24 protein-coding genes are annotated in these 26,257 nt (G+C 66.0%); 7 read left to right on the top strand and 17 right to left on the bottom strand.

Translation table 11 applies throughout. The annotated features are described in order from the left end of the window. Positions 1-21: 21 nt before the first annotated feature. The 4 genes from BMY53_RS09045 to BMY53_RS09030 all read right to left on the bottom strand — a co-directional run bounded on the left by BMY53_RS09045 (position 22) and on the right by BMY53_RS09030 (position 5,394). Complete coding sequence (locus tag BMY53_RS09045) at positions 22-1,305, bottom strand: YeaH/YhbH family protein (protein WP_218151208.1); 1,284 nt, start codon at positions 1,303-1,305, stop codon at positions 22-24. 136 nt (positions 1,306-1,441) lie between these two features. Next, positions 1,442-3,364, bottom strand: coding sequence for a PrkA family serine protein kinase (locus BMY53_RS09040; RefSeq protein WP_092945697.1), 1,923 nt, complete (start codon positions 3,362-3,364; stop codon positions 1,442-1,444). Positions 3,365-3,910: 546 nt separating this feature from the next. Further along, positions 3,911-4,822 carry a ParB/RepB/Spo0J family partition protein gene (locus tag BMY53_RS09035; RefSeq protein ID WP_092945695.1) on the bottom strand — a complete coding sequence of 304 codons (912 nt, stop codon included), beginning with the start codon at positions 4,820-4,822 and terminating at the stop codon, positions 3,911-3,913. Beyond that, a complete protein-coding gene (locus BMY53_RS09030; RefSeq protein ID WP_092945962.1) occupies positions 4,816-5,394 on the bottom strand; it encodes an RBBP9/YdeN family alpha/beta hydrolase in 579 nt (192 codons plus the stop codon). The genes BMY53_RS09035 and BMY53_RS09030 overlap by 7 nt, the downstream gene beginning before the upstream one ends. 108 nt (positions 5,395-5,502) lie before the next feature. Between BMY53_RS09030 and argC the strand changes: the two genes are divergently transcribed. Together argC and BMY53_RS09020 are read left to right on the top strand one after the other, a co-directional pair. Next, positions 5,503-6,447 carry an N-acetyl-gamma-glutamyl-phosphate reductase gene (gene argC, locus BMY53_RS09025; protein WP_092945693.1) on the top strand — a complete coding sequence of 315 codons (945 nt, stop codon included), beginning with the start codon at positions 5,503-5,505 and terminating at the stop codon, positions 6,445-6,447. Further along, the gene (locus tag BMY53_RS09020; protein WP_092945691.1) at positions 6,444-6,878 is read left to right on the top strand and encodes a GNAT family N-acetyltransferase; all 435 of its coding nucleotides are present in this window, start codon (positions 6,444-6,446) and stop codon (positions 6,876-6,878) included. The genes argC and BMY53_RS09020 overlap by 4 nt, the downstream gene beginning before the upstream one ends. Positions 6,879-6,899: 21 nt before the next feature. Here the strand turns inward: BMY53_RS09020 and BMY53_RS09015 are convergent, their stop codons facing one another. From BMY53_RS09015 to mnmG, 4 genes are all read right to left on the bottom strand, one after another. Next, positions 6,900-7,694: a GNAT family N-acetyltransferase gene (locus BMY53_RS09015; protein ID WP_092945689.1), complete on the bottom strand. Its 795-nt coding sequence runs from the start codon at positions 7,692-7,694 to the stop codon at positions 6,900-6,902. Then, positions 7,691-8,464, bottom strand: coding sequence for a ParA family protein (locus BMY53_RS09010; protein ID WP_092945687.1), 774 nt, complete (start codon positions 8,462-8,464; stop codon positions 7,691-7,693). The genes BMY53_RS09015 and BMY53_RS09010 overlap by 4 nt, the downstream gene beginning before the upstream one ends. A gap of 212 nt (positions 8,465-8,676) precedes the next feature. Continuing rightward, a complete protein-coding gene (gene rsmG, locus BMY53_RS09005; protein WP_092945685.1) occupies positions 8,677-9,351 on the bottom strand; it encodes a 16S rRNA (guanine(527)-N(7))-methyltransferase RsmG in 675 nt (224 codons plus the stop codon). Between the two features lie 77 nt (positions 9,352-9,428). Continuing rightward, the gene (gene mnmG / locus BMY53_RS09000) at positions 9,429-11,405 is read right to left on the bottom strand and encodes a tRNA uridine-5-carboxymethylaminomethyl(34) synthesis enzyme MnmG (RefSeq protein WP_092945683.1); all 1,977 of its coding nucleotides are present in this window, start codon (positions 11,403-11,405) and stop codon (positions 9,429-9,431) included. Between the two features lie 158 nt (positions 11,406-11,563). On the opposite strand from mnmG, the gene BMY53_RS08995 reads away from it, so the two are divergent. Next, positions 11,564-11,830 (top strand): YkgJ family cysteine cluster protein, encoded by a 267-nt coding sequence (locus BMY53_RS08995; protein WP_092945681.1) that lies wholly within the window; start codon positions 11,564-11,566, stop codon positions 11,828-11,830. Between the two features lie 39 nt (positions 11,831-11,869). Here BMY53_RS08995 and BMY53_RS08990 read toward each other — a convergent pair whose 3' ends face one another. The 4 genes from BMY53_RS08990 to BMY53_RS08975 all read right to left on the bottom strand — a co-directional run bounded on the left by BMY53_RS08990 (position 11,870) and on the right by BMY53_RS08975 (position 16,339). Then, positions 11,870-14,011: a peptidase domain-containing ABC transporter gene (locus tag BMY53_RS08990; RefSeq protein WP_255370101.1), complete on the bottom strand. Its 2,142-nt coding sequence runs from the start codon at positions 14,009-14,011 to the stop codon at positions 11,870-11,872. Next, on the bottom strand, positions 14,004-15,251 hold the full coding sequence (locus BMY53_RS08985) for an HlyD family secretion protein (protein ID WP_092945679.1): 1,248 nt from the start codon (positions 15,249-15,251) through the stop codon (positions 14,004-14,006). Before BMY53_RS08985 ends, BMY53_RS08990 begins: the two co-directional genes overlap by 8 nt. Before the next feature lie 42 nt (positions 15,252-15,293). Continuing rightward, complete coding sequence (locus BMY53_RS08980) at positions 15,294-15,473, bottom strand: hypothetical protein (protein WP_092945677.1); 180 nt, start codon at positions 15,471-15,473, stop codon at positions 15,294-15,296. 125 nt (positions 15,474-15,598) lie between these two features. Then, complete coding sequence (locus BMY53_RS08975) at positions 15,599-16,339, bottom strand: helix-turn-helix transcriptional regulator (RefSeq protein ID WP_143074003.1); 741 nt, start codon at positions 16,337-16,339, stop codon at positions 15,599-15,601. Between the two features lie 219 nt (positions 16,340-16,558). On the opposite strand from BMY53_RS08975, the gene BMY53_RS08970 reads away from it, so the two are divergent. Beyond that, on the top strand, positions 16,559-16,864 hold the full coding sequence (locus BMY53_RS08970; RefSeq protein WP_143074002.1) for a hypothetical protein: 306 nt from the start codon (positions 16,559-16,561) through the stop codon (positions 16,862-16,864). A gap of 391 nt (positions 16,865-17,255) precedes the next feature. On the opposite strand, the gene BMY53_RS08965 is transcribed toward BMY53_RS08970, so the two are convergent. The 3 genes from BMY53_RS08965 to BMY53_RS08955 are packed head-to-tail and all read right to left on the bottom strand — an operon-like array spanning position 17,256 to position 20,859. Next, a complete protein-coding gene (locus tag BMY53_RS08965; protein WP_092945671.1) occupies positions 17,256-18,446 on the bottom strand; it encodes an ABC transporter permease in 1,191 nt (396 codons plus the stop codon). Continuing rightward, positions 18,443-19,246 carry an ABC transporter ATP-binding protein gene (locus BMY53_RS08960; protein WP_092945669.1) on the bottom strand — a complete coding sequence of 268 codons (804 nt, stop codon included), beginning with the start codon at positions 19,244-19,246 and terminating at the stop codon, positions 18,443-18,445. The genes BMY53_RS08965 and BMY53_RS08960 overlap by 4 nt, the downstream gene beginning before the upstream one ends. After that, positions 19,243-20,859: an alpha/beta hydrolase gene (locus BMY53_RS08955; RefSeq protein ID WP_255370100.1), complete on the bottom strand. Its 1,617-nt coding sequence runs from the start codon at positions 20,857-20,859 to the stop codon at positions 19,243-19,245. The genes BMY53_RS08960 and BMY53_RS08955 overlap by 4 nt, the downstream gene beginning before the upstream one ends. 215 nt (positions 20,860-21,074) lie before the next feature. On the opposite strand from BMY53_RS08955, the gene gstA reads away from it, so the two are divergent. From gstA to BMY53_RS08940, 3 genes are all read left to right on the top strand, one after another. After that, positions 21,075-21,683 carry a glutathione transferase GstA gene (gene gstA, locus BMY53_RS08950; protein WP_092945665.1) on the top strand — a complete coding sequence of 203 codons (609 nt, stop codon included), beginning with the start codon at positions 21,075-21,077 and terminating at the stop codon, positions 21,681-21,683. A 16-nt stretch (positions 21,684-21,699) separates the two neighbouring features. After that, on the top strand, positions 21,700-22,185 hold the full coding sequence (locus BMY53_RS08945; RefSeq protein WP_092945663.1) for a GFA family protein: 486 nt from the start codon (positions 21,700-21,702) through the stop codon (positions 22,183-22,185). A 152-nt stretch (positions 22,186-22,337) separates the two neighbouring features. Next, a complete protein-coding gene (locus tag BMY53_RS08940; RefSeq protein ID WP_255370099.1) occupies positions 22,338-23,915 on the top strand; it encodes a thioredoxin family protein in 1,578 nt (525 codons plus the stop codon). A 17-nt stretch (positions 23,916-23,932) separates the two neighbouring features. Here BMY53_RS08940 and BMY53_RS08935 read toward each other — a convergent pair whose 3' ends face one another. Together BMY53_RS08935 and BMY53_RS08930 are read right to left on the bottom strand one after the other, a co-directional pair. After that, positions 23,933-24,673 carry a hypothetical protein gene (locus BMY53_RS08935; protein WP_092945661.1) on the bottom strand — a complete coding sequence of 247 codons (741 nt, stop codon included), beginning with the start codon at positions 24,671-24,673 and terminating at the stop codon, positions 23,933-23,935. Between the two features lie 82 nt (positions 24,674-24,755). Then, a complete protein-coding gene (locus BMY53_RS08930) occupies positions 24,756-26,042 on the bottom strand; it encodes a DUF4397 domain-containing protein (RefSeq protein WP_177200798.1) in 1,287 nt (428 codons plus the stop codon). Positions 26,043-26,257 lie beyond the last annotated feature (215 nt).

Genomic DNA, 26,257 nt, shown 5'->3' with positions numbered 1-26,257 from the left:
GGCCTTGGTCACGGTGGGTCGTCATGCGCTGACACCCTCCTTCTTGAACAGGTCGCGGAAGACCGGGTAGATCTGCGCGGCATCCACGGCCTTGCGCATCGCGAAGTGCGGCGCCTCTTCGGCCAGCCGGGCATATTCCTCCCAGAGGTTCTGCTCGGCCTCGGCCACCTGCACATAAGCGTAGTAACGGCACAGCGGCAGGATCTTGTCCGCCAGCAGCTCTCGGCAGCGGCCGCTGTCGTGGTGCCAGTTGTCGCCGTCGCTGGCCTGGGCGCCGTAGATGTTCCATTCGTTGGCGGGATACCGGGCGCGGATGATTTCCTCCATCAGCACCAGCGCGGACGACACCACCGTGCCGCCAGTCTCCGTGGCGTGGAAGAAGTTCTGCTCGTCGACCTCCTGCGCCTGCGTGTGATGGCGGATGAAGACCACGTCGATCTTCTCGTAGTGGCGAGTGAGGAAGAGATACAGCAGGATGAAGAAGCGCTTGGCCAGGTCCTTTCGGCTCTCATCCATGGAGCCCGACACGTCCATCAGGCAGAACATCACCGCGCGTGTGGTGGGCTGCGGCACCTTGACCCGGTTGCGGAAGCGCAGATCGATCGGGTCCAGGAAAGGGATGGCGGCAATGCGCTGGCGCAGCAGCACGATGCGGGCTTCCGTCTCCGCGAGCAAGGCCTTCACATCGGGCTTGGTGGCGTCCTCGTGCTGCAGCGTTTCCAGCCGGGCTTCAAGTTCATGCAGCTCGCGCCGCTTCTCCATGCCCAGTGCAATGCGCCGGCCCAGTGCGCCGCGCATCGAGCGCACCACATGCAGGTTGGTGGGCGTGCCGTCGGTGACATAACCGGCGCGCACGGTCTTGTATTCCGGCGTCTCGGCGAGCGTGGTGCGGGCCAGGTTGGGCAGGGCGAGGTCCTCGAAGAAGACCTGCATGAACTCCTCCTTGCTGAGGTGGAAGACGAAGTCGTCATCGCCCTCGCCGGAGTCGCTGGCCTGCGAGCCGCCTTGGCCTTGGCCGCCGCCTTGGGGCTTGGCCACCCGGTCACCCTTGATGTGTTCGGTGTTGCCGGGCCGGACCACTTCGCGGGTGCCCCCGTCGCCATGGCTGAACACGGGCTCGTTCAGGTCGCGCTTGGGGATGTGGACATCCTCGCCTTGCTCCATGTCGCGGATGCCGCGCTGGTCGACGGCGCGCCGTACCGCGTCGCGGATCTGGTCACGGTAGCGACGCAGGAAGCGCTCCCGGTTGCCAATCGACTTGTTCTTTCCCGAGAGCCGTCTGTCGATGATCTGTTGCAGGGTCATAGAAGAGCCTCAGTCTTGGATCCGCCACGGCTGGCGACGTGTTGCCAAGCGGCACCCAAGGGACCGGCCTGGCCAGGCCTTCGGGTGCGCCCCCGGGTGGGGGCTCGCGCAGCGAGTTAGGGGGGAGCCATCTGCTTCAGCTGGACTTTCGAACGCGCAAATACCACTCGCACAGCAGCCGGACCTGCTTGGGTGTGTAGCCCTTGTCCACCATCCGCTGCACAAAGTTTTCGTGCTTCTTGGCTTCGTCCGCACTGGCCTTGGCGTTGAAGCTGATGACGGGCAGCAACTCCTCGGTGTTGGAGAACATCTTCTTCTCGATGACGGTGCGCAGCTTTTCATAGCTGGTCCACGCCGGGTTCTTGCCGGCGTTGTTGGCCCGCGCCCGGAGCACGAAGTTGACGATCTCGTTGCGGAAATCCTTGGGGTTGCTGATGCCGGCAGGCTTCTCGATCTTCTCCAGCTCGGCATTCAGCGCCGAGCGGTCGAAGACTTCACCGGTGTCGGTGTCCCGGTATTCCTGATCCTGGATCCAGTAATCCGCGTAGGTCACATAGCGGTCGAAGATGTTCTGGCCGTATTCGCTGTAGCTTTCCAGATAGGCGGTCTGGATTTCCTTACCGATGAACTCGGCATACCGGGGCGCCAGGATCTCCTTGATGAAGCCGATGAACTTCTGCTCGGCGTCCTGGGTGAACTGCTCGCGCTCGATCTGCTGCTCCAGCACATACATCAGATGCACCGGGTTGGCCGCCACCTCGGTGGAATCGAAGTTGAAGACCTTGGAGAGAATCTTGTAGGCGAAGCGGGTGGAGATGCCCGACATGCCCTCATCGACACCCGCATAGTCGCGGTATTCCTGCAGCGACTTGGCCTTGGGGTCGGTGTCCTTGAGGTTGTCGCCGTCGTAGATCTGCATCTTGCTGAAGATGCTGGAGTTCTCAGGCTCCTTCAGCCGGGTCAGGGCGGCGAACTGCGCCATCATCTTCAGCGTGCCGGGGGCGCACTTGGCCTCGGCCAGAGAAGAGTTGCGGATCAGCTTCTCGTAGATCTTCACTTCCTCGCTGACCCGCAGGCAGTAGGGCACCTTCACGATGTAGATGCGGTCCAGGAAGGCCTCATTGTTCTTGTTGTTGCGGAAGCTCTTCCATTCGCTCTCGTTGCTGTGGGCCAGCACGATGCCGTCAAAGGGGATGGCACCGAAACCTTCGGTACCCTTGAAGTTACCTTCCTGCGTGGCCGTCAGCAGGGGGTGCAACACCTTGATGGGTGCCTTGAACATTTCCACGAACTCCAGCAGCCCCTGGTTGGCCAGGCACAGGCCGCCGGAATAGCTGTAGGCATCGGGGTCGTCCTGGGCATAGGTCTCGAGCTTGCGGATGTCGACCTTGCCCACCAGCGAGCTGATGTCCTGGTTGTTCTCATCGCCCGGCTCGGTCTTGGACACGCCGATCTGCTTGAGCACACTGGGATGGCGCTTGACCACCTTGAACTTGCGGATGTCGCCGCCGTATTCATCCAGCCGCTTCACGGCCCAGGGGCTGAGGATGCGGTTCAGGTAGCGCCGCGGGATGCCGTATTCACGCTCCAGCAGCGGGCCGTCTTCCACCGGGTCGAACAGCCCGAGCGGGGACTCGTTGACGGGAGAATCCTTCAGTGCATAGAAGGGCACATGCTCCATGAGCTGCTTGAGCCGCTCGGCAATGGAACTCTTGCCGCCGCCCACGGGCCCCAGCAGATAGAGGATCTGCTTCTTCTCTTCCAGCCCCTGCGCGGCATGGCGGAAGTAGCTCACCACCTGCTCGATGGCGTCTTCCATGCCGAAGAACTCGGCAAAGGCCGGATAGATCTTGATGACCTTGTTCTGGAAGATGCGCGACAGCCGTGTGTCGTTGCGGGTATCCAGCATCTGCGGCTCACCAATGGCCTTGAGCATGCGCTCGGCCGCGGTGGCGTAGGCGAGGGTGTTGCGCTTGCACTCCTGGAGGTATTCCTCCAGCGTGATTTCCTCGACCTTGCTTCGTTCGTAGCGTGCCGCGAAATGGCTGATCACATCCATGCTGACCTCCAAAGTTAGTCATTGGGAGGCGAAGCGTGGCCCGACGAGGGCCCGCTTCGTCCAGGAAGTTCTGGCGACGTCCATGACCCAAGGCGTCATCAGAGCTTTCCGAGCTCAGCGTGTACTCAACAAGCAGTTCCTAGCAAGCGGCCATCCTATGCTGGCCCAAACCTCAGCAAGCTGCAGGACCTCCACCAGGACGACCGTGCTGCCAAAGAGGCTTTGTCGGCCCATGCTACGCCCATCGGGAGCGATGCGCGATAGCAAGACGTGACCCCGGTACAACGGCGTGGACTATCGACGGTTGACGCCCCCCACGTGAGGGAAATCCCGGGTCAGACCATGACATATGACCGCCGCAGGAGGCCCATGGCTGCGCGGTTTGGCGTCAGCATGCCGAATGGTGTGGGGTGCAGATCTGCCGTCGCGGGCGCGGCACTATCCCCCGAGAAGCAGGGGCCCTTTATGGACGCCGGGCCGCTGTGCGCGGCCCGGGAAAGTGGGTCCGTGGCCCGTCAGCGGGCCCGGTGGAGGCCCTGCTGAACTTCAAGTGTCGGCAGTGTCGCCGCGCAGCTTTTGCAGCAAGCCGTTCAATTCGTCGAGCGAGCTGAAACTGATCGCCACTTCGCCTTGTTCGCCCCGCTTGGTCTTTTTCTTGACGCGGATTTCGACCTGCGCAGTGAGCAGGTCCGACAGTTCTTCCTCAAGACGCAGGACGTCGCGGCTCTTGTCTGATTTAACGCGCAGCAGCGGGGCCTGGCGGCCGGCCGAGGCCTGTTGCCGCTGCACCAGTTTCTCGGCTTCGCGCACACTCAGCTTCTTGGCGGCGATCTCGGTGGCGCTGGTGATCTGATGGGCACCGTCCAGCGAGAGCAGGGCGCGGGCATGGCCCATGTCCAGGTCGCCGGCCATCAGCATGTTCTGCACCGGGTCGGCCAGGTTGAGCAGGCGCAGCAGGTTGCTGGCCGCACTGCGTGAACGGCCCACCGCCTGTGCCGCCTGTTCATGCGTGAGACCAAACTCCTGCACCAGCCGGCGCAGGCCCTGGGCCTCTTCCAGCGGGTTGAGGTCCTCACGCTGGATGTTTTCGATCAGCGCCATGGCGGCGGCGGCTTCGTCCGGCACCGCCTTCACCAGCACCGGCACTTCCGCCAGGCCAGCGAGCTTGGCCGCCCGGAAGCGACGCTCACCCGCGATGATTTCGTAGCGCACCGCCCCCGTGGGGGTGATGGGCCGCACCAGGATGGGCTGCATGATGCCCTGCGCCTTGATGCTTTCCGCGAGCTCGTACAACGAGCCCTCGTCCATGCGGGTACGGGGCTGGTATTTGCCGGCCTGCATCTGCGTGAGCGGCAGCACGCCGGGTTCGCCCTCACGCAGGGCGGGGGTATCGCTCACTTTGGGCCCCAGCAGGGCCTCCAGGCCCATGCCGAGGCCCTTGGGTTTCTTGGTCACCATGGGGCGCGATTGTCCGCGATCCTATGGAGCAGGGCACGGCCTTCCGACCACTCGCCCATGCCGCTGGCCGCATTCATGTGACCCAGCGCCCCGGCGATGATGATGGACGAGCCCCAGTCCGCCGCCATGGCGGCTGAACGCTCCAGGCTGCAATACGGGTCGTCCGAAGACGCCACCACCAGGCTGGGGAAGGGCAGCCGGCTGCGCCGGATGGGGCGCCAGTTGTGCAGCTGCGGGGGCACGTCCTCCCGCTCGGTGTCGGGCGGGGCCACCAGCAGGGCAGCGGCCACACGGGCGGTATGGCGGGAATGCGCTGCCCAGGCGGCGACCAGCAGGCATCCCAGGCTGTGGGCCACCAGGAGCGCGGGTTGGGTGTCCAGGCGTGTGTCTTGCTGCAGCACCTCATCCAGTCGGGCCATCCAGTCGCCCCGGCGGGGCCAGTTCCAGTCCGCCTGGTCGACGCGAACATCGCCCCAGCGGCTTTCCCAATGGCTCTGCCAGTGCTCCGGGCCGGAATTGAGCCAGCCGGGCAGCAGGTAGACCGGGGAGGCCAGCGGGGTGCTGGCCTCCATGGATGTTGCGTCGATGTGGAGATCGGTCGGACGCGCGGTGTCGGACATCTATTGGCCTTATGCTTCGCGTTTTCTGAACAAGCAGCGGATTTTGCAGGAGCGGCGGCAATGAAGTACGCGGTATATGTGGACGGGCAGGAAGGCACGACGGGCCTGCGCATCAATGAATATCTGGCGCGCCGGAACGACGTGGAACTGCTGCGCATTGACCCGGACAAGCGCAAGGACCCGGCCGAGCGTGCACGGCTGCTGAATGCGGCCGATGTGGCCTTCCTGTGCCTGCCGGACGCTGCCTCGCGTGAAGCGGCCGCCATGGTCACCAACCCCAAGACCTGCCTGATCGACGCCAGCACGGCTCATCGTACGGCGCCGGGTTGGGCCTTTGGCCTGCCGGAGCTGGCCCATGGCCAGCGCGAGGCCATCCGGGCTTCCAAGCGCATCGCCAACCCGGGCTGCCACGCCACCGCCTTCATCCTGGCGGTGCGCCCGCTGGTGGATGCCGGCCTGCTGCCCCGGGATGCCCGCGTGACCGCCACCTCCATCACCGGCTACTCCGGTGGCGGCAAGAGCATGATTGCGGAGTACGAGGCGGGCGGCAATGCCCAGTTGGCCTCACCCCGCCCGTATGCGCTGGGCCTGGCCCACAAGCACATCCCGGAAATGATGACCCACACCGGCCTCCAGGTGGCGCCGGTGTTCATGCCCATCGTGGGCAACTTCTACAAGGGCCTGGCCGTGACAGTGCCGCTGCATCTCAGCGACTTGCGCGCGGGCACCACGCCGCAGCAGGTGCGGGATGCGCTGGCGGCGCATTACGAAGGTGAGCGCTTCATCCGCGTGATGCCGCTGCGTGACCCGCAGACCCTGGCCAGCGGCTTTTTCGATGTGCAGGCGGACAACGACACCAACAACGTTGACCTCTTCGTGTTTGGCAACGAACAGCAGATCCTGGTCATGGCCCGCCTGGACAACCTGGGCAAGGGTGCCAGCGGCGCCGCGGTGCAGTCAATGAATGTGCACCTGGGCGTGGACGAAGCGACGGCGCTGGTGTGAGCGCCGGGCGGCAATGGCTGCGGGACGCCGAGGTGCCCGCCGCCGCCCTGGAGGCGATCCGCGCGGGCGTGCTGTTGCATGGGCGCCAGCAGGCCCAGGGCAGTGACGCCACCGACATCGCGGTGGCCTTGTATCAAGACGGCGAGTTGATCGCCGGCAGTCATGGCCGCACCGAATTCCGGCGGCTCTATGTGAATGACCTCTGGGTCCGGGAGGACCTGCGAGGGCAGGGGCTGGGTGGGGACTGCCTTCGCCAGCTGGAGGCCCAGGCCCTGCGCAGGGGCTGCGTGGATGCGCTGATCGAGACCCTGCTGGACGACGTCTCCGAGATGTATGAACACCTGGGCTACGTGTGCATCGCGCATGTGCACGACTATGTGCCTGGGTTCACCCGCCACATCATGCTGAAGGTCTGGACGCCACGGGACTGAGGAACAGGCTCGCCGCCGCGTTCACGACCAGGCTTTGGGATCGTCGCTGCGGTAGTGGTAGCGGTAGGCCGTCTGGAAGCCCAGGCCGCTGTAGAGACGCTGCGCCGGCACATTGTCGGCACCCACCTGAAGATAGGCCTCGGTGGCCCCTTGTTGGCGGGCAATGGCCAGCAAGGCGATGCACAGCCGTCGGCCGTAGCCCCGTCCACGCCGTTGCGGTGGAGTGAGGATGTCGAAAAGTCCGACGATGGTCCCGTCGACGGCAATTTGCCCATAGGCCAGCGGCGTGCGGGCCGCATCAACATCCCGCAGGCAGAACGCCTGATGAGGGACCGGCGCTGACGTCAGGCGCGCGGCATGGCCCTGGATCTCTTCCTCGCTGGAGCCTCGCATGGCACCCACCTGGGCGGCGTACACCTCGGGCGACAAGGCCTCCACGCTGGCGTCATCCGCGTTGTCGGCCGGGTTCATGGCCGCAAAGGCGTCGAGTGTGGGCAGCACCATCACATCGGCGGGGTCGAACGCACGCCACTGCCGGGCCGCCAGCCAGTCGTCCAGTTCAGCGGGTTGGCTGAAGGGCGTCATGCGCAGGATCAGGGGGAGGCCTGCTTGTTGGAAGCTCTGACGGCAGCGACGCAGCAAATCATCCAACGGCAACTGCCCGGTGGTGCCCAGCGCGTTCACGCAACGAGAGCGCTTGGCTGCACCTGGCGACAGGCGCAGCAGCCAGCCGTCAATCAATGTTTCACGTGGAGAGGCGGCGGCGTTCAGGCCGGCCTGCTCCGCCCGCCAGGCGAGGGCCTCCAGGGTGTTCAACGCATGGTCTCCACGCGTTGCACCATTTCCTTCGCGAAGTCGATGAAGGCCTGTGCGCCCTTGGACGCACCGTCGAAAACCACGCCGGGCATGCCGTAGCTGGGGGCTTCGGCCAGGCGGACATTGCGCGGGATGACGGTGTCGAACACCTTCTCGCCAAAATGCGCCTTGAGCTGTTCACTGACCTGCTGTTGCAGCGTGATGCGGGGGTCAAACATGACGCGCAGCAGGCCGATGATCTGGAGGTCGGCGTTGAGGTTGGCGTGGATCTGCTTGATGGTGTTGACCAGATCCGTCAGGCCTTCGAGCGCAAAGTATTCGCACTGCATCGGCACCACCACGCCGTGGGCGGAGCACAGGCCGTTCAGTGTCAGCATCGACAGCGACGGCGGGCAGTCGATCAGGATGAAGTCGTAGTCCTTGGTGATGGGTGCCAAGGCGGCCTTCAGGCGTTGCTCCCGGCGTTCCAGTTCCACCAGTTCTACTTCAGCGCCAGCCAATTCGCGGTTGGCGCCCAGCACGTCATACCCGGAGGCCTCGGCCCGCTGACGGGCTTCTGCCACGGTGGTGGATTCCAGCAGCACGTCGTACACGCTGGCGGTCAGGGCCCGCTTGTCGATGCCGGAGCCCATGGTGGCATTGCCCTGCGGGTCCAGGTCCACCACCAGCACGCGCTGGCCGATCTTCGCCAGCCCGGCGGCCAGGTTCACGGTCGTGGTGGTCTTGCCGACTCCACCTTTTTGATTTGCAACGCAGAAGATCTTGGCCATGGACGGGGTCGATCGGTCGGAAGAAGAAGACAGACGTCGGCAACCCTGGGGTGGGCGCGTCGTCGGGGCAGGGCGGGAAGCTTAACCGCTATGGCGTCCACTGGTCAGAGAAGAAGCGCCCGCACCGCCCGCCGGTCGAAGTTCTGTGTCGCTGAAACGTCGGTTGCCGCGCTGACTTTGCGTCAGCGGCGGACGACCGGTGCAGCGATGGGTCAGGCCGCCGAGGCGGCAATACCCGGACGAATCCAGAGCAGGCAGCGCTGGGCATCCAGACCTGGAACATTGAGCTGTTCCACGTGAAACACCTCGCGGTCCGGCGCCCGTTGTTGCAGTTCGGCCAGCTCCTCGGTTGGATGCTGGCCCTTCATCGCCGCCCACACCGCACCCGGCTTCAGGTGCATCCGGCTCCAGTCAGTGAAGTCAGCCAGAGAAGCAAACGCACGAGACGTGATGATGTCGAAGGGCGCGGCCTTGAGTTGCTCCACCCGTGCGTGCTCGCCATGCAGATTAGGCAAGCCCAATTCGGCTGCGACCTGCGCAATGAAGAATGCCTTCTTGCCCACGGCATCCACGCAGGTCACATCGATGCTGGGGTCGACGATGGCAATCACCACCCCGGGCAGCCCACCTCCGCTCCCCACGTCCATCAAGCGGATCGGCTGCCCGGCCGCGTGCCGCTGCAGTGGCGGCAACAGGCTCAGGCTGTCGATGAGATGCTGGGTCAACATGGCCGCCGGGTCCCGGACTGCCGTCAGGTTGTAGACCTTGTTCCATTTCCCCAGCAGGGCCAGGTAGGCCATGAGCTGATCCAGTTGTTTGTCGCTCAGCGGCAGCTGCAGCGTCTGGGCGGCCTGAGCCAAACGGGAACGGAGGTCGAGATCGGTCATGGGAGGGAGCTATGAGCCAGGCCTGGGCCGGCATCACCGGTCAGGCTGGCGGGGGTTCATCAGAGCGGCGTTCCGTATCAAGCCGCGTGCGGTGCCGGATTGTTGTCGCGCTGATCGTTCTCGGTGAAGCCCTTGAAGCGCCCCTTGCGCAGATGGATCATGAGCAAGGAGATGGCAGCCGGCGTGATGCCGGAGATGCGGGAGGCCTGACCCAGCGTCTCGGGGCGATGCTTGTTGAGCTTCTGGCGTGCCTCAAAGGAGAGGGCGGTCACCAGGCCGTAGTCCAGATCTTCTGGCAGACGGAGGTGTTCATAAGCGGAAGCGCGTGCCACGTCGTCCTGCTGCTTGCTGATGTAGCCGGCGTACTTGACGCTGATTTCCACCTGCTCAATCACCGCATCTGCGAGGGTGGTGCCCAGTTGCTCACGCAGGGCCGAGCGGGACACCTTGGCTTCCGGGCGGGCGATGGCGGCCACCTCCGAAACCGTGTCGAAGAGAACACCGGGTCGACGCAGCAGGTCGATGAGGTTGTATTCGTGTTCCAACGCCTTGCCGACCAACCGTTCCGCGTCGGTGGGCGGCAGGATGTTGGGGTGCACCCAGGTCGACTTCAGCCGCTCTGTTTCACGTGAAACAGCATCACGCTTACGGTTGAAAGCATCCCACCGCGCGTCGTCCACCAAGCCCAGTTCACGGCCGGCTTCGGTCAGGCGCAGATCGGCGTTGTCCTCCCGGAGCTGCAGGCGGAACTCGGCGCGGCTGGTGAACATGCGATAAGGCTCGGTGACGCCCTTGGTGATCAAGTCATCCACCAACACGCCGAGGTAGGCCTGATCGCGGGTGGGCACCCAGCCCGCCTTGCCCTGTACCTGCAAGGCGGCATTCAGCCCGGCGAACAGACCTTGCGCCGCCGCCTCCTCATAACCCGTGGTCCCGTTGATCTGGCCCGCGAAGAACAGGCCACCGATGGCACGCGTCTCGAAGGTGGACTTGAGTTCACGTGGGTCGAAGTAGTCGTATTCGATGGCATAGCCCGGCCGCAGGATGTGCGCGTTCTCCAGCCCGGGGATGGACTGCACGGCCGCCAACTGGATGTCGAAGGGCAGGGAGGTGGAGATGCCGTTGGGATAGAACTCGTGGGTGGTCAGCCCTTCAGGCTCCAGGAAGATCTGGTGCGAATTCTTGTCGGCAAAGCGATTGATCTTGTCCTCGATGGACGGGCAATAACGCGGGCCGACGCCTTCGATCACACCGGTGAACATCGGGCTGCGGTCGAAGCCGGCGCGGATGATCTCGTGGGTGCGTTCGTTGGTATGGGTGATCCAGCAAGGCAACTGCTTGGGGTGCTGACCGGCGTGGCCCATGAAGCTGAACACCGGCACGGGGTCCAGGTCGCCGGGTTGCTCGGCGCACCTGGAGAAGTCAATGGTGCGGCCATCCAGCCGCGGCGGCGTACCGGTCTTGAGGCGGCCCTGCGGCAGCTTGAGTTCCTTGAGCCGGCCGGACAGCGAGACGGCGGGTGGATCCCCGGCGCGGCCGGCAGCGTAGTTCTGCAGGCCGATATGGATACGGCCGTCCAGGAAGGTGCCTGCGGTCAGCACCACGGCGCGCGCGCGAAAGCGCAGGCCCGACTGGGTGACGGCGCCGACGACCCGGTCGCCTTCCACCATCAGGTCGTCCACGGCTTGCTGGAACAGCATCAGGTTGGGCTGGTTCTCCAGGCGCTGGCGGATGGCAGCCTTGTAGAGGATGCGGTCGGCCTGGGCCCGGGTGGCCCGCACGGCCGGCCCCTTGGAGCCATTGAGGATGCGGAACTGGATGCCACCCTCGTCGGTGGCCGCGGCCATCGCGCCGCCCAGCGCGTCGACCTCCTTGACCAGATGGCCCTTGCCGATGCCGCCGATGGACGGGTTGCAGCTCATCTGCCCCAGCGTCTCGATGTTGTGGGTCAGCAGCAGGGTGCTGACGCCCATGCGGGCCGCAGCCAGCGCGGCTTCGGTACCGGCATGGCCGCCACCGACCACGATCACGTCGAACTCTTTGGGATAAAGCATGGCTCAGAACCCGGGTGGCGATGAGTGCATCAACAAACGCATCAACCGACCGGGTGGAATTGGGCTGGAGGGAAGGGCACCGATTTTACGCGGGCCTGTGGATAAGTCACAGGGGAATGGGCATCGGCCTGCGGCCCGCGCGGTGACAATGGGCACCTATGCAATGTCGTTCCCACTGCGCCGCCTGCTGCATCGCACCGTCGATCAGCAGCGCCATCCCCGGCATGCCCGACGGCAAGCCAGCGGGGATGCGTTGCGTGCAGCTGGATGAACACAACCGCTGCCGCATCTTTGGTCAGCCGGACAGGCCCGACGTCTGCAGCTCCCTCATGCCCAGTGAAGACATGTGCGGCGAAAGCCGCGAGCAGGCGATGCGCTGGCTGGGCTGGATGGAAGAGGAAACCGCGCCCGCTCCTCGGGGCTGATCGGCCTGATCAGGCGTGCGAACGCGGGCGCACGCGCGCTCACGCGTGCTGATGCACGCTCCGCAGGTCCTGCACCACCCGCCCGCCCTGCAGGCTCACCACCCGCTGCGCCGCCGCGATGGTTTCCGGCCGGTGGGCAATGACAATGCGGGTCAGCGGGAGCGAGCGCAGGCTCGCATTGACCTGCCGCTCGCGGTCCACATCCAGTGCGCTGGTGGCTTCGTCCAGGAACAGGAACTGCGGCCGCTTGTACAAGGCCCGGGCCAGCAACAGGCGTTGGCGTTGCCCGCCGGAGAGGCTGGAGCCCATGTCCCCGATCAGCGTTTGCAGGCCCATGGGCATGGCCTCGATATCCTCCAGCACGCAGGCCAGGCGGGCGCACTCGCGCACCCAGGCGGCGTCGACCTGCTGGTCGAAGAAGCTGATGTTGTCCGCAATGCTGCCGGCAAAGAGCTGGTCGTCCTGCATCACCGTGCCGATGCGGCTGCGCCAGGCGTGAGCCCCCAGCTGGGACAGCGCCACACCGCCGATGCGGATTTCCCCCTGCTGCGGCAGATGGATGCCCAGCATCAGCTTCATCAACGTCGTCTTGCCGCAGCCTGATGGGCCCACGATGGCCACGGATTCCCCGGGCGCGATGGACAGGCTGCAGCCGGTGATGACCTCGGGTTCACCGTCTGCATAACGGAAGCGCAACCCGTCGAGTTCCAGCGTGGCGGCCGCCGGCACCACACGCCCGGGGACTTCCAGCTCCGCTTCTGGCGCGCTCAGCACGATGTCCCCCAGCCGCTCGCCCTGCAGACGCAGCATCTTGAGCACCACGGCCTTGTCGATCAGCGCGCCTACGCGCTGGCTGAATTGATCCTTGTAGGCCAGGAACGCGAACAGCATGCCTACGGACAACTCCTTGTCGAGGACCAGCATGGCGCCCAGGGCAATGATGGCCACACGCTCCAACCCGAACAACAGGCGGTTGCCCTGGGTCATGCCCAGCTCCAGCTTGCGGCCGGTGAGGCTCGCGTTCATCTGTTCCACCACCAGGTTGGCAAAACGGGCGCTGCGGTCCGACTGGGCGTTGAACAGCTTGATCGCCTGCGCGCCGCGCAGGGATTCGAGGAAGTGGCCGTTCTGCCGCGCCTCATGGGTCAATGCTTCTTCCTGCGCCTCCCGCAGCGGCTTGAAGAAAGCCCAGCGCAGCGCCGCATAACCGGCCACCGCCACCAGCGCAATGGCGCTGAGACGCGGGCTGTAGAGCGCCATCATGGCCAGTGTCAACAGCACCATCACGCCGTCCAGCAGCGCTTCGATGAAGCTGCCGGTGAGGGTCTTCTGGATCTCCTGCACGCTGGAGAAACGCGACCAGATGTCGCCCAGATGGCGCTTCTCGAACCACGCCAGCGGCAGCCGCAGCAGGTGGGAGAACACGTTGGACAGCCATTGCAGGTTGAGCGAGGCGGAGAGGATCATCACCGCCCAGGAGCGCAGGAACCCCACCGCCACCTGCAGCACCACCAGCAGTGCGAAGCCGATGCCCAGCGTGACCAGCAGGTCCCGATCGGCACTGACCACCACGCCGTCGACCGTCCACTGCAGCAGGAAGGGCGCCAGCAGGCCCAGCAGCTCCAGGCCAAGCGCCAGCAGCAACACCTGGGCCAGCGAGCGGCGCAGACCGGTCACATGGCCCAGCAACTGCGACCAGCGGGGCGCTGGTGCGGCCGCCTTGCGCGCGAATGCCATGCCGGGCCGCAGCTCCAGCGCCACGCCGGTGAAATGGCGTGACAGCTCGGCCAGCGCCACCCGCCGTTCACCCAGCGCGGGGTCGAGGATGACGGCGGTGTCACCCGCCACGCGCTCCAGCACCACGAAGTGATTGAAGTCCCAGTGCAACACACATGGTGTTTGCAGCCGGTGCAGGGTCTGCGGCTCGGCGCGCAGCGCGCGGGCGGTCAGGCCCAGTTGTGCGCCCATGCGCACCAGGTCCGCCATCGTGAGGCCCTTGAGGGACACTGCAAAGCGCTGGCGCAGCTCGGCCAGGGTCCAGCGCTGGCCATGCGCGGCGGCAATCATGGCCAGGCAGGCCAGGCCGCATTCGGCGGCTTCCGTCTGCAGGATGATGTGACGCTGGCGGCGCCAACCCAGGTTCAGGCGCTGCAACACCTGTGAGGCCAGGGACTCAGACACGGCGGGCCAGGCTCAGCAACGGTTCGAAGATCCACTCGATCAGCCGGCGGCGTTCCAGCAGCACGTCGGCTTCCAGCAGCATGCCGGGGCTCAATGCCTGGTCCTGCCCGTAGGCCTCGACCGACTGGCGCTGCAGCTGCACGGTGATGCGGTACATCGGCTCGCCCTGCGCCATGGCGGCGGGCAGCCCCAGTTGGGCCAGCTCTGCGGCGGGCAACGGTGTGCGGGACACCTGCAGCACCTCACCCTCCTGCTGGCCGAACTTCTGATAGGGGAAGGCCTGGTAACGCAGGCGCACAGCCTGGTGCGGCCGCAAAAAGCCGACCGCGCTCGACGGCGCGTAGAGATGGGCCTGCATGGGGGTGCGGGCGGGGAGCAGGGCGGCGAGTTGAGCGCCGGCCTGCACCATCTGCCCGGGGGTCGCGAGCACCGTGCTGACCTGCCCGTCGCTGGGCGCGCGGATGACCAGGCGCTTGCGCGCCTCGGTCTCAATCCCCTGTGCCTTGAGCGCGGCGAGGTCGCGGGTGATTTCCCCCTGCTGAACCTCCGTCTTCAACGGCAGTGCGAGCAACTCGGCCTGCAAGCCCAACCCCTCCCGGTGCAGGTTCTCCCGCTCGCGCGCCAGAGACTGCCGTTGGGCCTGCAGGCCAAGTAACTCTTCCCTTTTTGCCTGAACCTGCGCACTGGAAACAAACTGATCCTTGGCCAGTGATTCCAGGCGCCTCAGGCTTTCCTGTGACAGCGATTCGCGTTGAGTGTGCAGTTGCAGCTCGGCATCCGCCTGCCGCAATGTGTTTTGCAATGTCTCCAGCCGGTCCTTCAAGGAAGCCGCCTGTCGTTGCGCCAGTGCCCGCTGTTGCGCCTGTGCGGCGTCCAGCGAGCGCTCACGCTCCCGCAAGGTCTGCGAAAGCCCGTCGCCGGTGGGGTCTGCGCTGTCGAGCGAAAGCACAAACAGCACATCCCCTTCTTGCACCTGCTGTCCGTCCTGGACGGGGCGAGCCAGTACCGTGGCGCTCTGCGGCACACTCAAGCGCACAACGCCTCGTTCTGGCACCAGCAGGCCGTTGACGCGGGCCTTGCGGGTGTATTCAGTGGTGAACAAGAAAGCGCCGACAGCGATCACGCCACCCAGCGCCAGAATGCTCAGCCAGCGGAGGGTCGCGGGGCGATGCAGTTGCACCGATCCGAGCCAGGCCTGTTGTTGGGCGGCCTGGGCTTCGGCGCGGAACAGCGCCACCATCGCTTTACCTCCAGGTCGCGAATCCGGCGATTCGCGAGGGGTTTACCAGGTGCCCTTGGGCGTGGGGCTGGTGTCCACGGATTCCACGGTGACAGTCAGCGCTTCTTCCTGCCAGGTGCCCTTGGGCGTGCCACCGCCGACGTGGACCAGGGTCTCCAGGTCCAGCTCGACCAGCGCTTGTTCTTCGGTGTTGGCGATGACGGAAGGATGTTGGGCTTGCATGAGACGCTCCAGATTCGGTGGGGTGCATCAATAAGTGATGTGCACGGAACGAATTGAAGCAGTCAGCGCCAGCCTGCATAACTGTCAGCTCTTACAGTGTTTTCAGGCTTTCGGACGCGGCAGCATCAGCGGATCAGGCCCAGCCGCAAGGCTTTGAGCACCGCCTGATGCTTGTTGGTACAGCCCAGCTTGTGCATGGCATTGTTGATGTGCAGCACAGCGGTCCGCTCCGTGATGGAGAGGATGGTGCCCACTTCCCAGGCGGTCTTGCCTTCCATGGTCCAGTGCAGGCACTGCAGCTCCCGCGGCGTGAGCCGGGGGGTGTCGGCCTCTGCGGCGCTGGCGGTGTGGGGCAGCAGCACACGCATGGCGGCGTCGACCGCGTGCACGGCGAACAGCTGCAAGTCGGCGACCATGCGGGTGAGGGTGACCGGGTTGTTGGGGAGGCGCTGTTCGCGGTTCACACCCAGCACGAAGTGACGGCCTTCGGGCAGGTGCAACGCCAGCGAGATGCCTTCCTTGTAGCCGAACGGCGCCTGCGCTTCCCAGAGCTCGGGTGCGTCATGCTTGAGGTAGGTCTGCTGGTTCCAGACGATGGGCACGCTCTGGCGCTTGCAATGCTGCATGACCGGGTCTTTCTTGCCCAGCCGCGGGTCATTGAAGATATTGCTGAAGCCCGCCGGCGCGTTTTCCACGGCGATGAAATCCGAGCTGCCCACGGCCCGGTCCACGACCAGGATGGCCGAGAAACGTTCGAAGTCCAGATCATTCGCGAACCGCGTGATCTCGCTCCGGAATTCATCCCGTGAGCGCGCCTCGAGCACTGACTGGTATCCGCCTTGCAGCATCGATTGCCCCGGCCTCAAGGGCCGTTCCTTGTATCTGGCCTGCGGAGGCCAGAAGCGTTGTGACGCATTCCCGCCCCTGCTAGGGTTTACAGCTGGCGGTGTTTGCGCTTCGTGCCCACACTTCAAGTCAGGGAGCAACAAACCCGCCAATTCAACTCAACAATTCTGACAATGACTCCAGCATGGATTGTGTACGCATGGCCGCGAATATTGTGTGATGTCCAGCGGCTTCCTCGCTTGCAGTTCGCGCATTTGAGCACGCGCGTGTTGGTGGCGGGAGACGACGAGCAGCCGGCCATGGGGCAAACCCTGTGGTCGGGCGAGTCGGAACTGGGTGCGGCCGGCGTGGCGTGGGACTGGGTCTGCATGCCGTACGGCATGGTCAGCATGGTCGATCCCATGGCCCTGGTGACCAATCTGCAGTTCCTCAACCGCGCTGGCGAAGTGCTGGCACCGCTCGAATCCGCCATCCAGCTCAACGGCATCGTGCATACGCTGCCGTGGCAGCAACGCGTTCAGGAAGCTCTCGCGATAAAACATTGACCCCCGGTGTTTTGGGGCCCCGGCTGTTCAGGCCTAGGGCCTGTCCATCCGCCCCCCGAGGGGGCTGAGGGCCACCTTGGGGCGGCCCGGCGGTGGCCCTGTTCGCTAACCAGAGCCCCGCTTGAACGGCGCTGCGCGCGTTCTGCGCGACTCCTTGCATAGAGGAGCGCTAGTGGGGGATGTGAGCCCCCGGCTGTTCGGTCCTAGGGCCCGTCCATCCCGCCCCCCGAGGGGGCTGAGGGCCACCTTGGGGCGGCCCGGCGGTGGCCCTGTTCGCTAACCAGAGCCCCGCTTGAACGGCGCTGCGCGCGTTCTGCGCGACTCGATGCCTAGAAGAGCCGGGGATGTGAGCCCCCGGCTGTTCAGGCCTAGGGTCTGCTCATCTGTGGTTTTAACGGGCGACTGCGGCGCGCATGGAGCGGGTGACGAAGGCGAGGCCGGCGACGGTGAGGAGGGTGCCCACTACGATGCTGGGCATCACCTTCATCAGGGTGAGCGGCTCACCCTTGAGCACCAGCATCATCAGCGCGTTCTGCGCCAGGCCCGGCACCCAGAGGTGCCAGTTGGCCTCCGCCCCGGGGTTCATGATCGAGACCATCGGCGTGAGCGAGACCGCCGTCATCACCAGCGTGGCACTGGCCTGCGCTTCCTTGAAGGTCTTGGTGCGAATGGCCAGCGCCATGAGCACCGCAGAGAGCCCCGCCCCAAGTGGCAGCTGCAGCAACAGGAACAGCACCGCCTCATGCCAGCCAAACTGGAACATGGCCTGCAAACTGTCGCTGCGCATGAGCTGCTGCGCCGGCAGGAAGCTGATGTTGGACAGCAGCGCCACCGCCATACCCATCAACACCACCGCCCCCCATTTGCCAGCCACGATGGCCCCATGCGGCGCAGGGTTGACCAGCAACGGCTCCAGCGAACCGCGCTCCCGCTCGCCTGCCGTGCTGTCCAGCGCCGCCGTCAGCGCACCATAGAGCACCGCCATCATGATGAACATCGGCAGCATGGCCGTGATGCGCGTAGCCCGCGCCTGCACGCTGGCCAGGTCGCGCTCCTCCACCTTCACCGGCTGCAGCTGCTCCGTGCCCACCCCCCGCAACGCCAACGTCAGCAGCGTGCGCTCCTGGCTGAAACCCTGCAACAGCCGGTTGAGCGTGTTGACGCCCACAGAGGCGCGCTGGTTGGCGCTGTCGTTCACGACCTCAACAGTGACCGGGCGGCCACCCGCCAACATCACCTCAAAATCCGCCGGGATCACCAGCACCGGATCGCCCAGCCGCGACGAGCGCAACTGCGCCTCGTAGTCAGCAGGCGCGGTCTTGACGGTGTAGGTCTGCCGCTCCAGGTAGTTGCGCAGGGTGGGCGCGTGCTCGATGCCCAGGACGCTGATCTCCCGCTTTTCGGCCCGTTCCTCGAACGAGGCGATCAGCCCCGACATCATGGTCAGCATCAGCGGACCCATCAGCAGCGCCGGAATCATCAGCCGCAACAGCGTGCGCCGATCCCGCAGGGCGTCGACCACCTCCTTGCGGAAGACGGTGAAAAATGCGCGGAACGCAGTGTGGAAAGCAGCGCGGCTCATGCGGAGACCTCCTGGCCAGCGGTGAGAGTGGCCTCCGGGAAGGCCAGGGCCACAAAGGCGTCCTCGAAACGGTCGGTGCCGGTGCGGGCCAGCAGGTCCGGCACCGTGCCCGTGGCCACCGAGCGGCCCTGCGACATCACAACCACCTGGTCACATAGCTGCTCCACCTCCTGCATGATGTGGCTGGAAAACACGATGCACTTGGCCCCACCCTGCGGCGAACGCAGGTGGCGCAATACCTCGCGCAGCGCGCGTGTGGCCACCACATCCAGACCGTTGGTGGGCTCATCCAGCACGATGTTGGCGGGGTCGTGCACCAGGGCGCGAGCCAGCGCAGTCTTCATGCGTTCGCCCTGGCTGAAACCATCGGCACGCCGCTCCAGGATGCTGCGCAGGTCCAGCAATTCGCTCAGGGCCTCCGCACGGGCTTGTGCCTGGTCCTTGGGCATGCCCTGCAGCCTTGCGTAATAGACGATGTTCTCGCGGGCGGTGAGGCGGGGGTAGAGGCCGTGCGCATCGCCCAGCACGCCCATGCGGGCCAACGCCGCGCGCGGTTGGGCCAGTACGTCGATGTCATCGACCTGGATGCTGCCCCGGTCCGGCTTGAACAGGCCGGCCAGCATGCGCAGCGAGGTCGTCTTGCCCGCGCCGTTGGGGCCCAGCAGGCCGGTGATCACTCCGTCCGGTGCGTCCAGGTCCAGCTGATCGACGGCCGTGACGGTGCGCTTGCTGGCGCGCTTGAACAGGCCGCCGCCGGTGCGGGCCTCGAAGGCCTTGTGCAGGCCATGGATGCGGATCATCGAGCGGTCTCCGGCGACGAAGGAAGTGGGTTGCGGCGGCTCTCGCGCTGGCGCTCGGTGGCGCGAGCGGCCGAGGCGGCAGCGGCCACCGTCTCGGGGGTGGGTGGCAGGAACGCGCTGGGGCGTGGAATGCGCTCGGCGCAGCTGGCGTCGACCTTGAGCGCGTCCTCATCCTTGGCGGCATCGATGAAGCGGAACAGCACGTCGCGCATGCAGCTCAGGCTCAGGGCGACCCCGTGGCCCGCCTGCGGCACCACCACATGGCGCGCCATCGGTCCCAGGGCCTGGGTCACACGGGCCCCATGGCGCGGCGGGGTGGCCGGGTCGGCACCCCCACTGAGCACCAGCACCGGCTGCCGTGCGGCGGGAATCTTGTAGAACGCGTCAGGCACCACACCGCGCGGCCACTGCTGGCAGGCCTTGGTATAGAGCTCGCGGTCCAGGGTGCCGAAATCGCTTCCGGGAGCGTCCGTGGCCGTGCCCATGCGGGGCGCATCTTCCGCGCAGACCACCGAGAAGTGCATGCCGGTGAACAGCCGCGTCGAGTCCCCGCCACCACCCACCATGCCGGCCAGGGTGCCCAGGCCGTTGAAGCGGCCTTCGCTGGCGTCGTGGATGGCGGCGGGCAGGGCGGCGGCCAGCGTCGGCGCGTACAGCGGCGGCCGGACCGCCGAGACCAATGCATCGCGCGTCAGCGTCACCTCCTCGGTCCGGGTGGTGACCGGGTGCTGCATGCTGACCTTGCGCGGCAGGCTGCGCAGCAACGCTTGCCAGTCGGCGCGCAGGGCGGGGTAACGCGCGTGGCAGGCGGCATCCTGCTCGCAGTTGGTGAAGACGGCATCCAGCGCGGCCTGGCCGTCCTGCGAGAAGGACACCGGCAGCACCATATCCGGTGGCGCCACGCCATCGATCACGTTACGACGCACCCGTTGCGGAAACTGGCGCTGATACTCCAGCGCGGCCCGGGTGCCGTAGGAGGCCCCCAGCAGATTCCAGCGCTCGACCCCCAGCGCCTCACGCACCGCGTCCATGTCCTGCATGGCCAGCGTGGTGGTGAACTGGCGCAGGTCGCCATAGGGCAGGGCCTGCAAGCGCTGGCGGCATTCGTTGAGCAGCCGCTCGCGCCGGTCCGGCTCGAAGGCTTCCTTGAGGCTCTGCTCGCCGTCATCCCGGCAATCCAGCGGGGCGGAACGGCCGGTGCCGCGCTGGTCGATGAAGACCAGATCGCGCCGGTAGTTGAGGCGCGACAGGCGCGGCAGCACCGCTCCGGTGAGGGCGATGGCACTCTGGCCCGGGCCGCCGGCCAGCATCAGCACCGGGTCCGGCAGCTTGTTGCGGGCCAGGGCCGGTACCACCACGAAGTGAATGTCGATGCGGGTGCCCTGCGGCTTGGTGGGGTCCAGCAACCGACTGATGCGCCCACACTGCACGCCAGTGGAAACGCCCTCGACCCGGCAGGGCTTGAGCAGCGGACTGTCAACAGCGGGAGCCGCGGACTGCGCGGCGGCCCAGCTGGGCAGCAGCATCGTGGCCACCGAGACTGCCAGGGCACGCAAGGCCGAGGCGCCGACGTGTCGCGACGGGGACGGGAAAGCAGGGGCAGGGGATCTCAAGACGCTCCTCCAGGATGCGGGCCGATTATGGCCAAGCCTCGCCCCTGCGGAACGACACTGCCCCTGAGCTGTTTCGAGCGACCGCCGTCCAGCGGCCGACCGTCCACCGGCACACCACCAGCAGACGCCCCGCTGGTGCATGCAGGCATTGCCTGCTCGCGCGAGCGCGCGTAAGGTGCCGGCTTGATTTCCCCCAGATTCCAACAGGAGACCCCATGAAGCTTTATTACAGCCCCGGCGCCTGCTCGCTCTCCCCCCACATCGTGCTGCGCGAAGCGGGCCTGGACGCTGATCTGGTCCTGGCCAGCACCAAGACCCACAAGCTGCAGGACGGCACCGACTTCTACGGCATCAACCCCAAGGGTTATGTGCCGCTGCTGGAGCTCAACGACGGCCAGCGCCTCAGCGAAGGCCCGGTCATCGTCCAATACCTCGCCGATCAGGCGCCGGACAAGGGCCTGGCCCCGCCCAACGGCACGCTGGAGCGTTACCGCCTGCAGGAGTGGCTCAACTTCCTGACCAGCGAGCTGCACAAGGGTTTCAGCCCGCTCTTCAACCCCGCCATGCCGGAAGAGGCCAAGACGCTGGCCCGCAACAAGCTGCATGAGCGCCTGACATGGCTGGACGGCCAACTGGCCGGCAAGCAATACCTGATGGGCGACAAGTTCACCGTGGCCGATGCCTACCTGTTCACCGTCACCAACTGGGGCCAGCACGTGGGCGTGGACGTCAGCGGCTACGCCAACCTGGTGGCCTACCGGGCCCGCGTGGCCGCACGCCCGGCCGTGCAGGAGGCCATGAAGGCTGAAGGCCTGTTGAAGTAAGCGGCGGGAGGGTGCCATGAGTGATCTCCCTCCCAGCTTCGATGGCGGCTGCGATTGCCGCCGCATCCGCTACCGGATGACGGACCGCCCACTGTTTGTGCACTGCTGCCACTGCCGCTGGTGCCAGCGCGAATCCGGTGCCTCGTTCGCGCTCAACGCGATGATCGAGGCCGACCGCTTCGTCTGGCTGGGTGAGACGCCCCAACGGGTGCTCACACCGTCCAACAGCGGCAAGGGCCAGGTGATCTGGCGCTGCCCGGATTGCTGGGTAGCCCTTTCCAGCCACTATGCGGGAGCCGGGGAGCGGGCCCATTTCGTCCGCGTCGGCACGCTGGACGAGCCGGACCGAGTGCCGCCGGACATCCACATCTTCACCGCCTCCAAGCAGCCCTGGGTGGTGTTGCCACCAGACGTGCCGGCCGTGCCGGCGTATTACGACCGCCAGCTTTATTGGCCCCCCGAAAGCCTGGCCCGGCGAGAGGCCATGAAGCCTGCCGGGTGATATGCCAGAGCGCCGGGCGCTTTTCCAGGAGCTTCGGGGGACGGCCACCAGGCGCCAGGCGTGCGTCTGGTGGACGGCTTGAGCCGCCTGACCATGTTTGCTTAGAAGCCACCCGCATATCTGCGCTGAAGGGATCGCGCCACAATGGCGCCATGACCCGTACGCACTCCATCCACCGCGCCCTGCGCGTGACCCTGCTGGCCGCCGCCGTGACGGCCATGGGGACCGTCCCCGCTTTCATGCCGGCCAGCCTGGCCGCGAGTGCCAGCGCCGCCGTGGCCTGGCAGGAGGCGTCGGGAGACACTGACATCGAACGCGCCTTCGCCCAGGCCCGCAACGAGAAGAAGCCGGTGCTGCTGTATTGGGGTGCCAAATGGTGCCCGCCTTGCAACCAGCTCAAGGCCACCCTGTTCAACCGCGCCGATTTCATCGAGCAGTCGCGTGCCTTCGTGGCGGTACATATCGATGGCGACAACCCCGGCGCCCAGCGCCTGGGCGCGCGGTTCAAGGTGCGTGGTTATCCGACGCTCATCCTGTTCAGCAATGGTGGCCAGGAACTGACCCGGTTGCCGGGCGAGGCCGATGCCGCGCAGGTGCTCCATGTGTTGCAGCTGGGCCTGGCTGGTGGCCGTCCCGTGAAGACCGTGCTGGCGGACGCGCAGGCCGGCCGCAAGCTGTCGGTGAGTGAGTGGAAGCTGCTGGGCTTCTACGGCTGGGAAACCGATGAACAGCAACTGGTGCCGGCCACTCAACGTGCGGCGTTGCTCGCCAGGCTGGCCCAGGCCAGCCAGGGCGTGGATGACGACACCAGCACCCGCCTGTGGCTCAAGGCGCTGGCGTCCAATGAAGGCGGCAAGGGCCTGAAGCCGGACGCTGCCCTGCGCGCCCGTGTGGACAAGGTGCTGGCCGACCCTGCGGCTTCCCGCGTGCAGGTCGACGTGCTGGCCAACTATGCCGACGACATCGCCCTGGCGCTGGCCCCTGCGGCCGGGCCGGAGCGCCAGGCGCTGGTGCCGCGCCTGGACACCGCGCTGAAGCGCTTCCAGGCCGACACCACCCTGTCGCGTGCGGACCGCCTGCAGGCCTTGCTGGCCCGTGTGGAACTGGCGCGCCTGGATGAACCCAAGACGGCGTTGAACCCCAAGCTGGATGCAGCGCTGCTGAGTGAAGTGAAGGCGGCCGCCGCCAAGGTGGACCAGGAGGTCACCGACGGTTATGAGCGTCAGGCGGTAATCACCTCGGCGGCCCATGTGCTGGGCCGTGCCGGCCTGTGGGCCGACAGCGATGCCTTGCTCAAGGCCAGCCTGGCCAAGAGCCACTCGCCGTATTACCTGATGAGCTACCTGGGCGGCAATGCCCGCAAGCAGGGCCGCACCGAAGAGGCGCTGCGCTGGTATGAAGAGGCCTTCAACAAGAGCGAAGGCCCCGCCACCCGCCTGCAATGGGGCTCCAGCTACCTGACCGCGCTGGTGGAGCTGACACCGCAGGACTCGGCCCGTATCGAGAAGGCGGCGGCCCAGTTGCTCGCCGAGGCGGAGAAGGACAAGGGCGCGTTTTATGAGCGCAGTGCCCGAGCCCTGCAGAAGGTGGGCAGCCAGCTCAATGCCTGGAATGCCAAGGGCCAGCACACTGCCAGCCTGACCCGCCTGCGCACCCAGCTGGACGGCGTCTGCGCCAAGCAGGAGCAGTCGGACAAGGCAGTTTGCGAAGGCATCCTCAAGAAGGGGTGAGGCCGCGGCCGACAGGTTCAGGGCCCTGCGTCCGGCAACCCGTCCTGACCGTCGTCCAGTGGTGACGGTACCGGCGTGGCCCGGGCCAGGGCCATCCAGGTCCCGAAGTCCGGCCGCTGCGCCCGCCGAGGTGCGGGACGGGCCAGTTCAAAGTGCATGGTCCCGCCCCCCTGGATGCCTTCATGCGCAATGAGCACGCCAAACGCCGCAGGGATCTCCTCCGGATGGGCAATGCCGGCCTTGATCACGTACCAGCACTGGCTGCTCAGCGCCAGGTAGGCCTGGGCCTTGGCGGGCCGGCGCAACTCACCCAGCAGGTCGGCACGGCTCACCTTGATCTCGTGCACCGCCGCTTCCAGGTAGTCCTCGACGGTGGTGTTCCGGACTGAATACAGGTCGGGCATCGCATTCACCCAGCGCATCCGAGCTGGATCGTCCTCGCGCAACAGGCCGGCGCGTAGCGACAGCCCCCGCCACACCAGGCGCCCCGCGCGCTGCAACTCCACCGCCATGCGCGCCACCAGGGTCTCGTGCCGGTCCCGCAGCCCCCGGTTCTTCTGAAACCCGGCATGCAGCACCGCGATACCGGCATCTGTCAGCCGCAGCGTCTCCCGCCCGTGGCCATCGCGCAGCCGTTCCAGCCAGCCGCAGGCGAGCAATTCCAGCTCCAGCATGTCCTGGCACGGCCAGCCGGCCGACCGCCACTGCTGGCGGAGCCGGCGCAGCTGCAACGTGGTGGGAACCGGCAAGTCATCCATAGGTGTGATCTTGCCATCCCAAAAAAAATGGCCACGCCTCTTGCGAGGTCGTGGCCAACAGGGAGGATCTAGTTAACGCTGATCAGCGTTCGCGACGCAGCGAAGCCGAAACCGTACCGTTGCCGTCACCCAGCACGAACACGGTGTAGACGTTGTTCGCGGTGATGTCGGTGTCGGTCTGCGTGAACAGCGTCGAGGACGTGGTCGTCACGGTCATCAGCGCGTCGGTCACCGCAGCGATCTGGGCCGGCACCGAGGTCGAGCCCGCCGTCACGTTCGAGGCGTAGGCCGCGTAGTTGACGTTCAGGTTCACACCAGCGGTGCTGTTGCTCAGGCCGTTGATCAGGCGGATCTTGGCGTTGGTCGAGGTTGTTGGCAGCTTGTTGTCGTCCGACAGCAGCGTCAGCGACGGGGCACCGACGGCGCCATAGACCAGCACCGTGTAGTCGTAACCAGCCTGGATGGTGGGGGCGGCGGCAGCCAGGGCAGCGCCGTTCACCGTCACGGCCAGCGCAGGGGTACCCGCCGTCACCTTGGTGTACGCACCAATGGCCGGCGACGCAGCGGTGCCGTTCAGCAGGTCGGTGCCGCCCAGGGTGGCGGCGACGGAGTTGCTGGTGGGCAGGCCGGACACCACACGCACGCGGGCGGTATTGTTGGCGAAGTTGGTCACCGCGCCCTGCTGGATCAGCTGCATGCCGTTCACCAGCAGGCCGCCGTTCGAGCCGGTCAGGACCAGGGTCGAGACACCGGCATCAGGCAGGGTCAGCGACGGGATTTCCAGGCGGATGTCGGTCTTGTCGCCAGCGGCCGTGACCACGAAGCGGAAGGTGCCCGACTTCAGCGAGGCGTAGCCGGTGCCGGAACCGGCAGAGATGCTGCTGGCCACGGTGGCCGCATCGTTCAGGTCGGTCACGGTGGTGGCGGTTTCGTAGATGTCGACCGCGCCAGCGTCAGGGGCCAGGTTCAGGATCAGGAACTTGGACTTGCCGGCATCCGGGTTGTCCTGGTTTTCCTGCAGCAGGGTGGTCTTGACGGCACCGGTGGTGCCGTAGGCGATCATCGTGTACTTCTTGCCGGAGGTCAGCGATGGCGTCGTCGTGTACAGCGTGCTGCCGACGGTGGAGTTCTGGATGTAGGTGCCGGAATCATCGGTCTTCACACTGCCGTAGTCACCCACCGCCGCGTAGGCGATGTTGCTGTTGATGACGGTCTCGTCATCACCCACGGCCATGTCCAGTGCGGCGTAGCTGATGCTGGCGTTGAGCAGGCGCACATCGGCAGAGCTGCCGCCGCCGCCGCCGCCGCAGGCGGTCAGAAGGGCCATGGAGGCCACGCTCAGGCCCCAGGCCCAGGTCTTGAATTGCATCGTCCTACTCCAAATCCGGTTCGGGGCATTGGACGGGGTGCATGTTGCTAAGGCTTGTTGCGTCATGACAGGTGTGTGAAGTTCGATATCAATCTGGACACAGACCGCGAGTGTATTCACGAAGCCATGTCAGATCCGGTAAAGCACGGGTTTCTGCTTAGAAATACGGTGGTCACCGCTCGCCCGTCCACAGGGCCCGGAGACCCGGGCGATCC

It is taken from the genome of Roseateles sp. YR242 (assembly GCF_900109745.1).
Lineage (GTDB): Bacteria > Pseudomonadota > Gammaproteobacteria > Burkholderiales > Burkholderiaceae_C > Roseateles.
Note: the sequence above shows the minus strand (reverse complement) of the source record. Positions and strands in the feature narration are given on the sequence as shown.

Bases quoted from the DNA above. Each gene is read 5' to 3' on its own strand.
- BMY53_RS08940 (WP_255370099.1), top strand. From the start codon at position 22,338: ATGACCCGTACGCACTCCATCCACCGCGCCCTGCGCGTGACCCTGCTG.
- argC (WP_092945693.1), top strand. From the start codon at position 5,503: ATGAAGTACGCGGTATATGTGGACGGGCAGGAAGGCACGACGGGCCTG.
- BMY53_RS09045 (WP_218151208.1), bottom strand. From the start codon at position 1,305: ATGACCCTGCAACAGATCATCGACAGACGGCTCTCGGGAAAGAACAAG.
- BMY53_RS08945 (WP_092945663.1), top strand. From the start codon at position 21,700: ATGAGTGATCTCCCTCCCAGCTTCGATGGCGGCTGCGATTGCCGCCGC.
- BMY53_RS08995 (WP_092945681.1), top strand. From the start codon at position 11,564: ATGCAATGTCGTTCCCACTGCGCCGCCTGCTGCATCGCACCGTCGATC.
- BMY53_RS09030 (WP_092945962.1), bottom strand. From the start codon at position 5,394: ATGGAGGCCAGCACCCCGCTGGCCTCCCCGGTCTACCTGCTGCCCGGC.
- BMY53_RS08965 (WP_092945671.1), bottom strand. From the start codon at position 18,446: ATGAGCCGCGCTGCTTTCCACACTGCGTTCCGCGCATTTTTCACCGTC.
- BMY53_RS09040 (WP_092945697.1), bottom strand. From the start codon at position 3,364: ATGGATGTGATCAGCCATTTCGCGGCACGCTACGAACGAAGCAAGGTC.
- BMY53_RS08935 (WP_092945661.1), bottom strand. From the start codon at position 24,673: ATGGATGACTTGCCGGTTCCCACCACGTTGCAGCTGCGCCGGCTCCGC.
- BMY53_RS08930 (WP_177200798.1), bottom strand. From the start codon at position 26,042: ATGCAATTCAAGACCTGGGCCTGGGGCCTGAGCGTGGCCTCCATGGCC.
- BMY53_RS09035 (WP_092945695.1), bottom strand. From the start codon at position 4,822: ATGGTGACCAAGAAACCCAAGGGCCTCGGCATGGGCCTGGAGGCCCTG.
- gstA (WP_092945665.1), top strand. From the start codon at position 21,075: ATGAAGCTTTATTACAGCCCCGGCGCCTGCTCGCTCTCCCCCCACATC.
- rsmG (WP_092945685.1), bottom strand. From the start codon at position 9,351: ATGACCGATCTCGACCTCCGTTCCCGTTTGGCTCAGGCCGCCCAGACG.
- BMY53_RS09010 (WP_092945687.1), bottom strand. From the start codon at position 8,464: ATGGCCAAGATCTTCTGCGTTGCAAATCAAAAAGGTGGAGTCGGCAAG.
- BMY53_RS08960 (WP_092945669.1), bottom strand. From the start codon at position 19,246: ATGATCCGCATCCATGGCCTGCACAAGGCCTTCGAGGCCCGCACCGGC.
- BMY53_RS08985 (WP_092945679.1), bottom strand. From the start codon at position 15,251: ATGGTGGCGCTGTTCCGCGCCGAAGCCCAGGCCGCCCAACAACAGGCC.
- mnmG (WP_092945683.1), bottom strand. From the start codon at position 11,405: ATGCTTTATCCCAAAGAGTTCGACGTGATCGTGGTCGGTGGCGGCCAT.
- BMY53_RS08980 (WP_092945677.1), bottom strand. From the start codon at position 15,473: ATGCAAGCCCAACATCCTTCCGTCATCGCCAACACCGAAGAACAAGCG.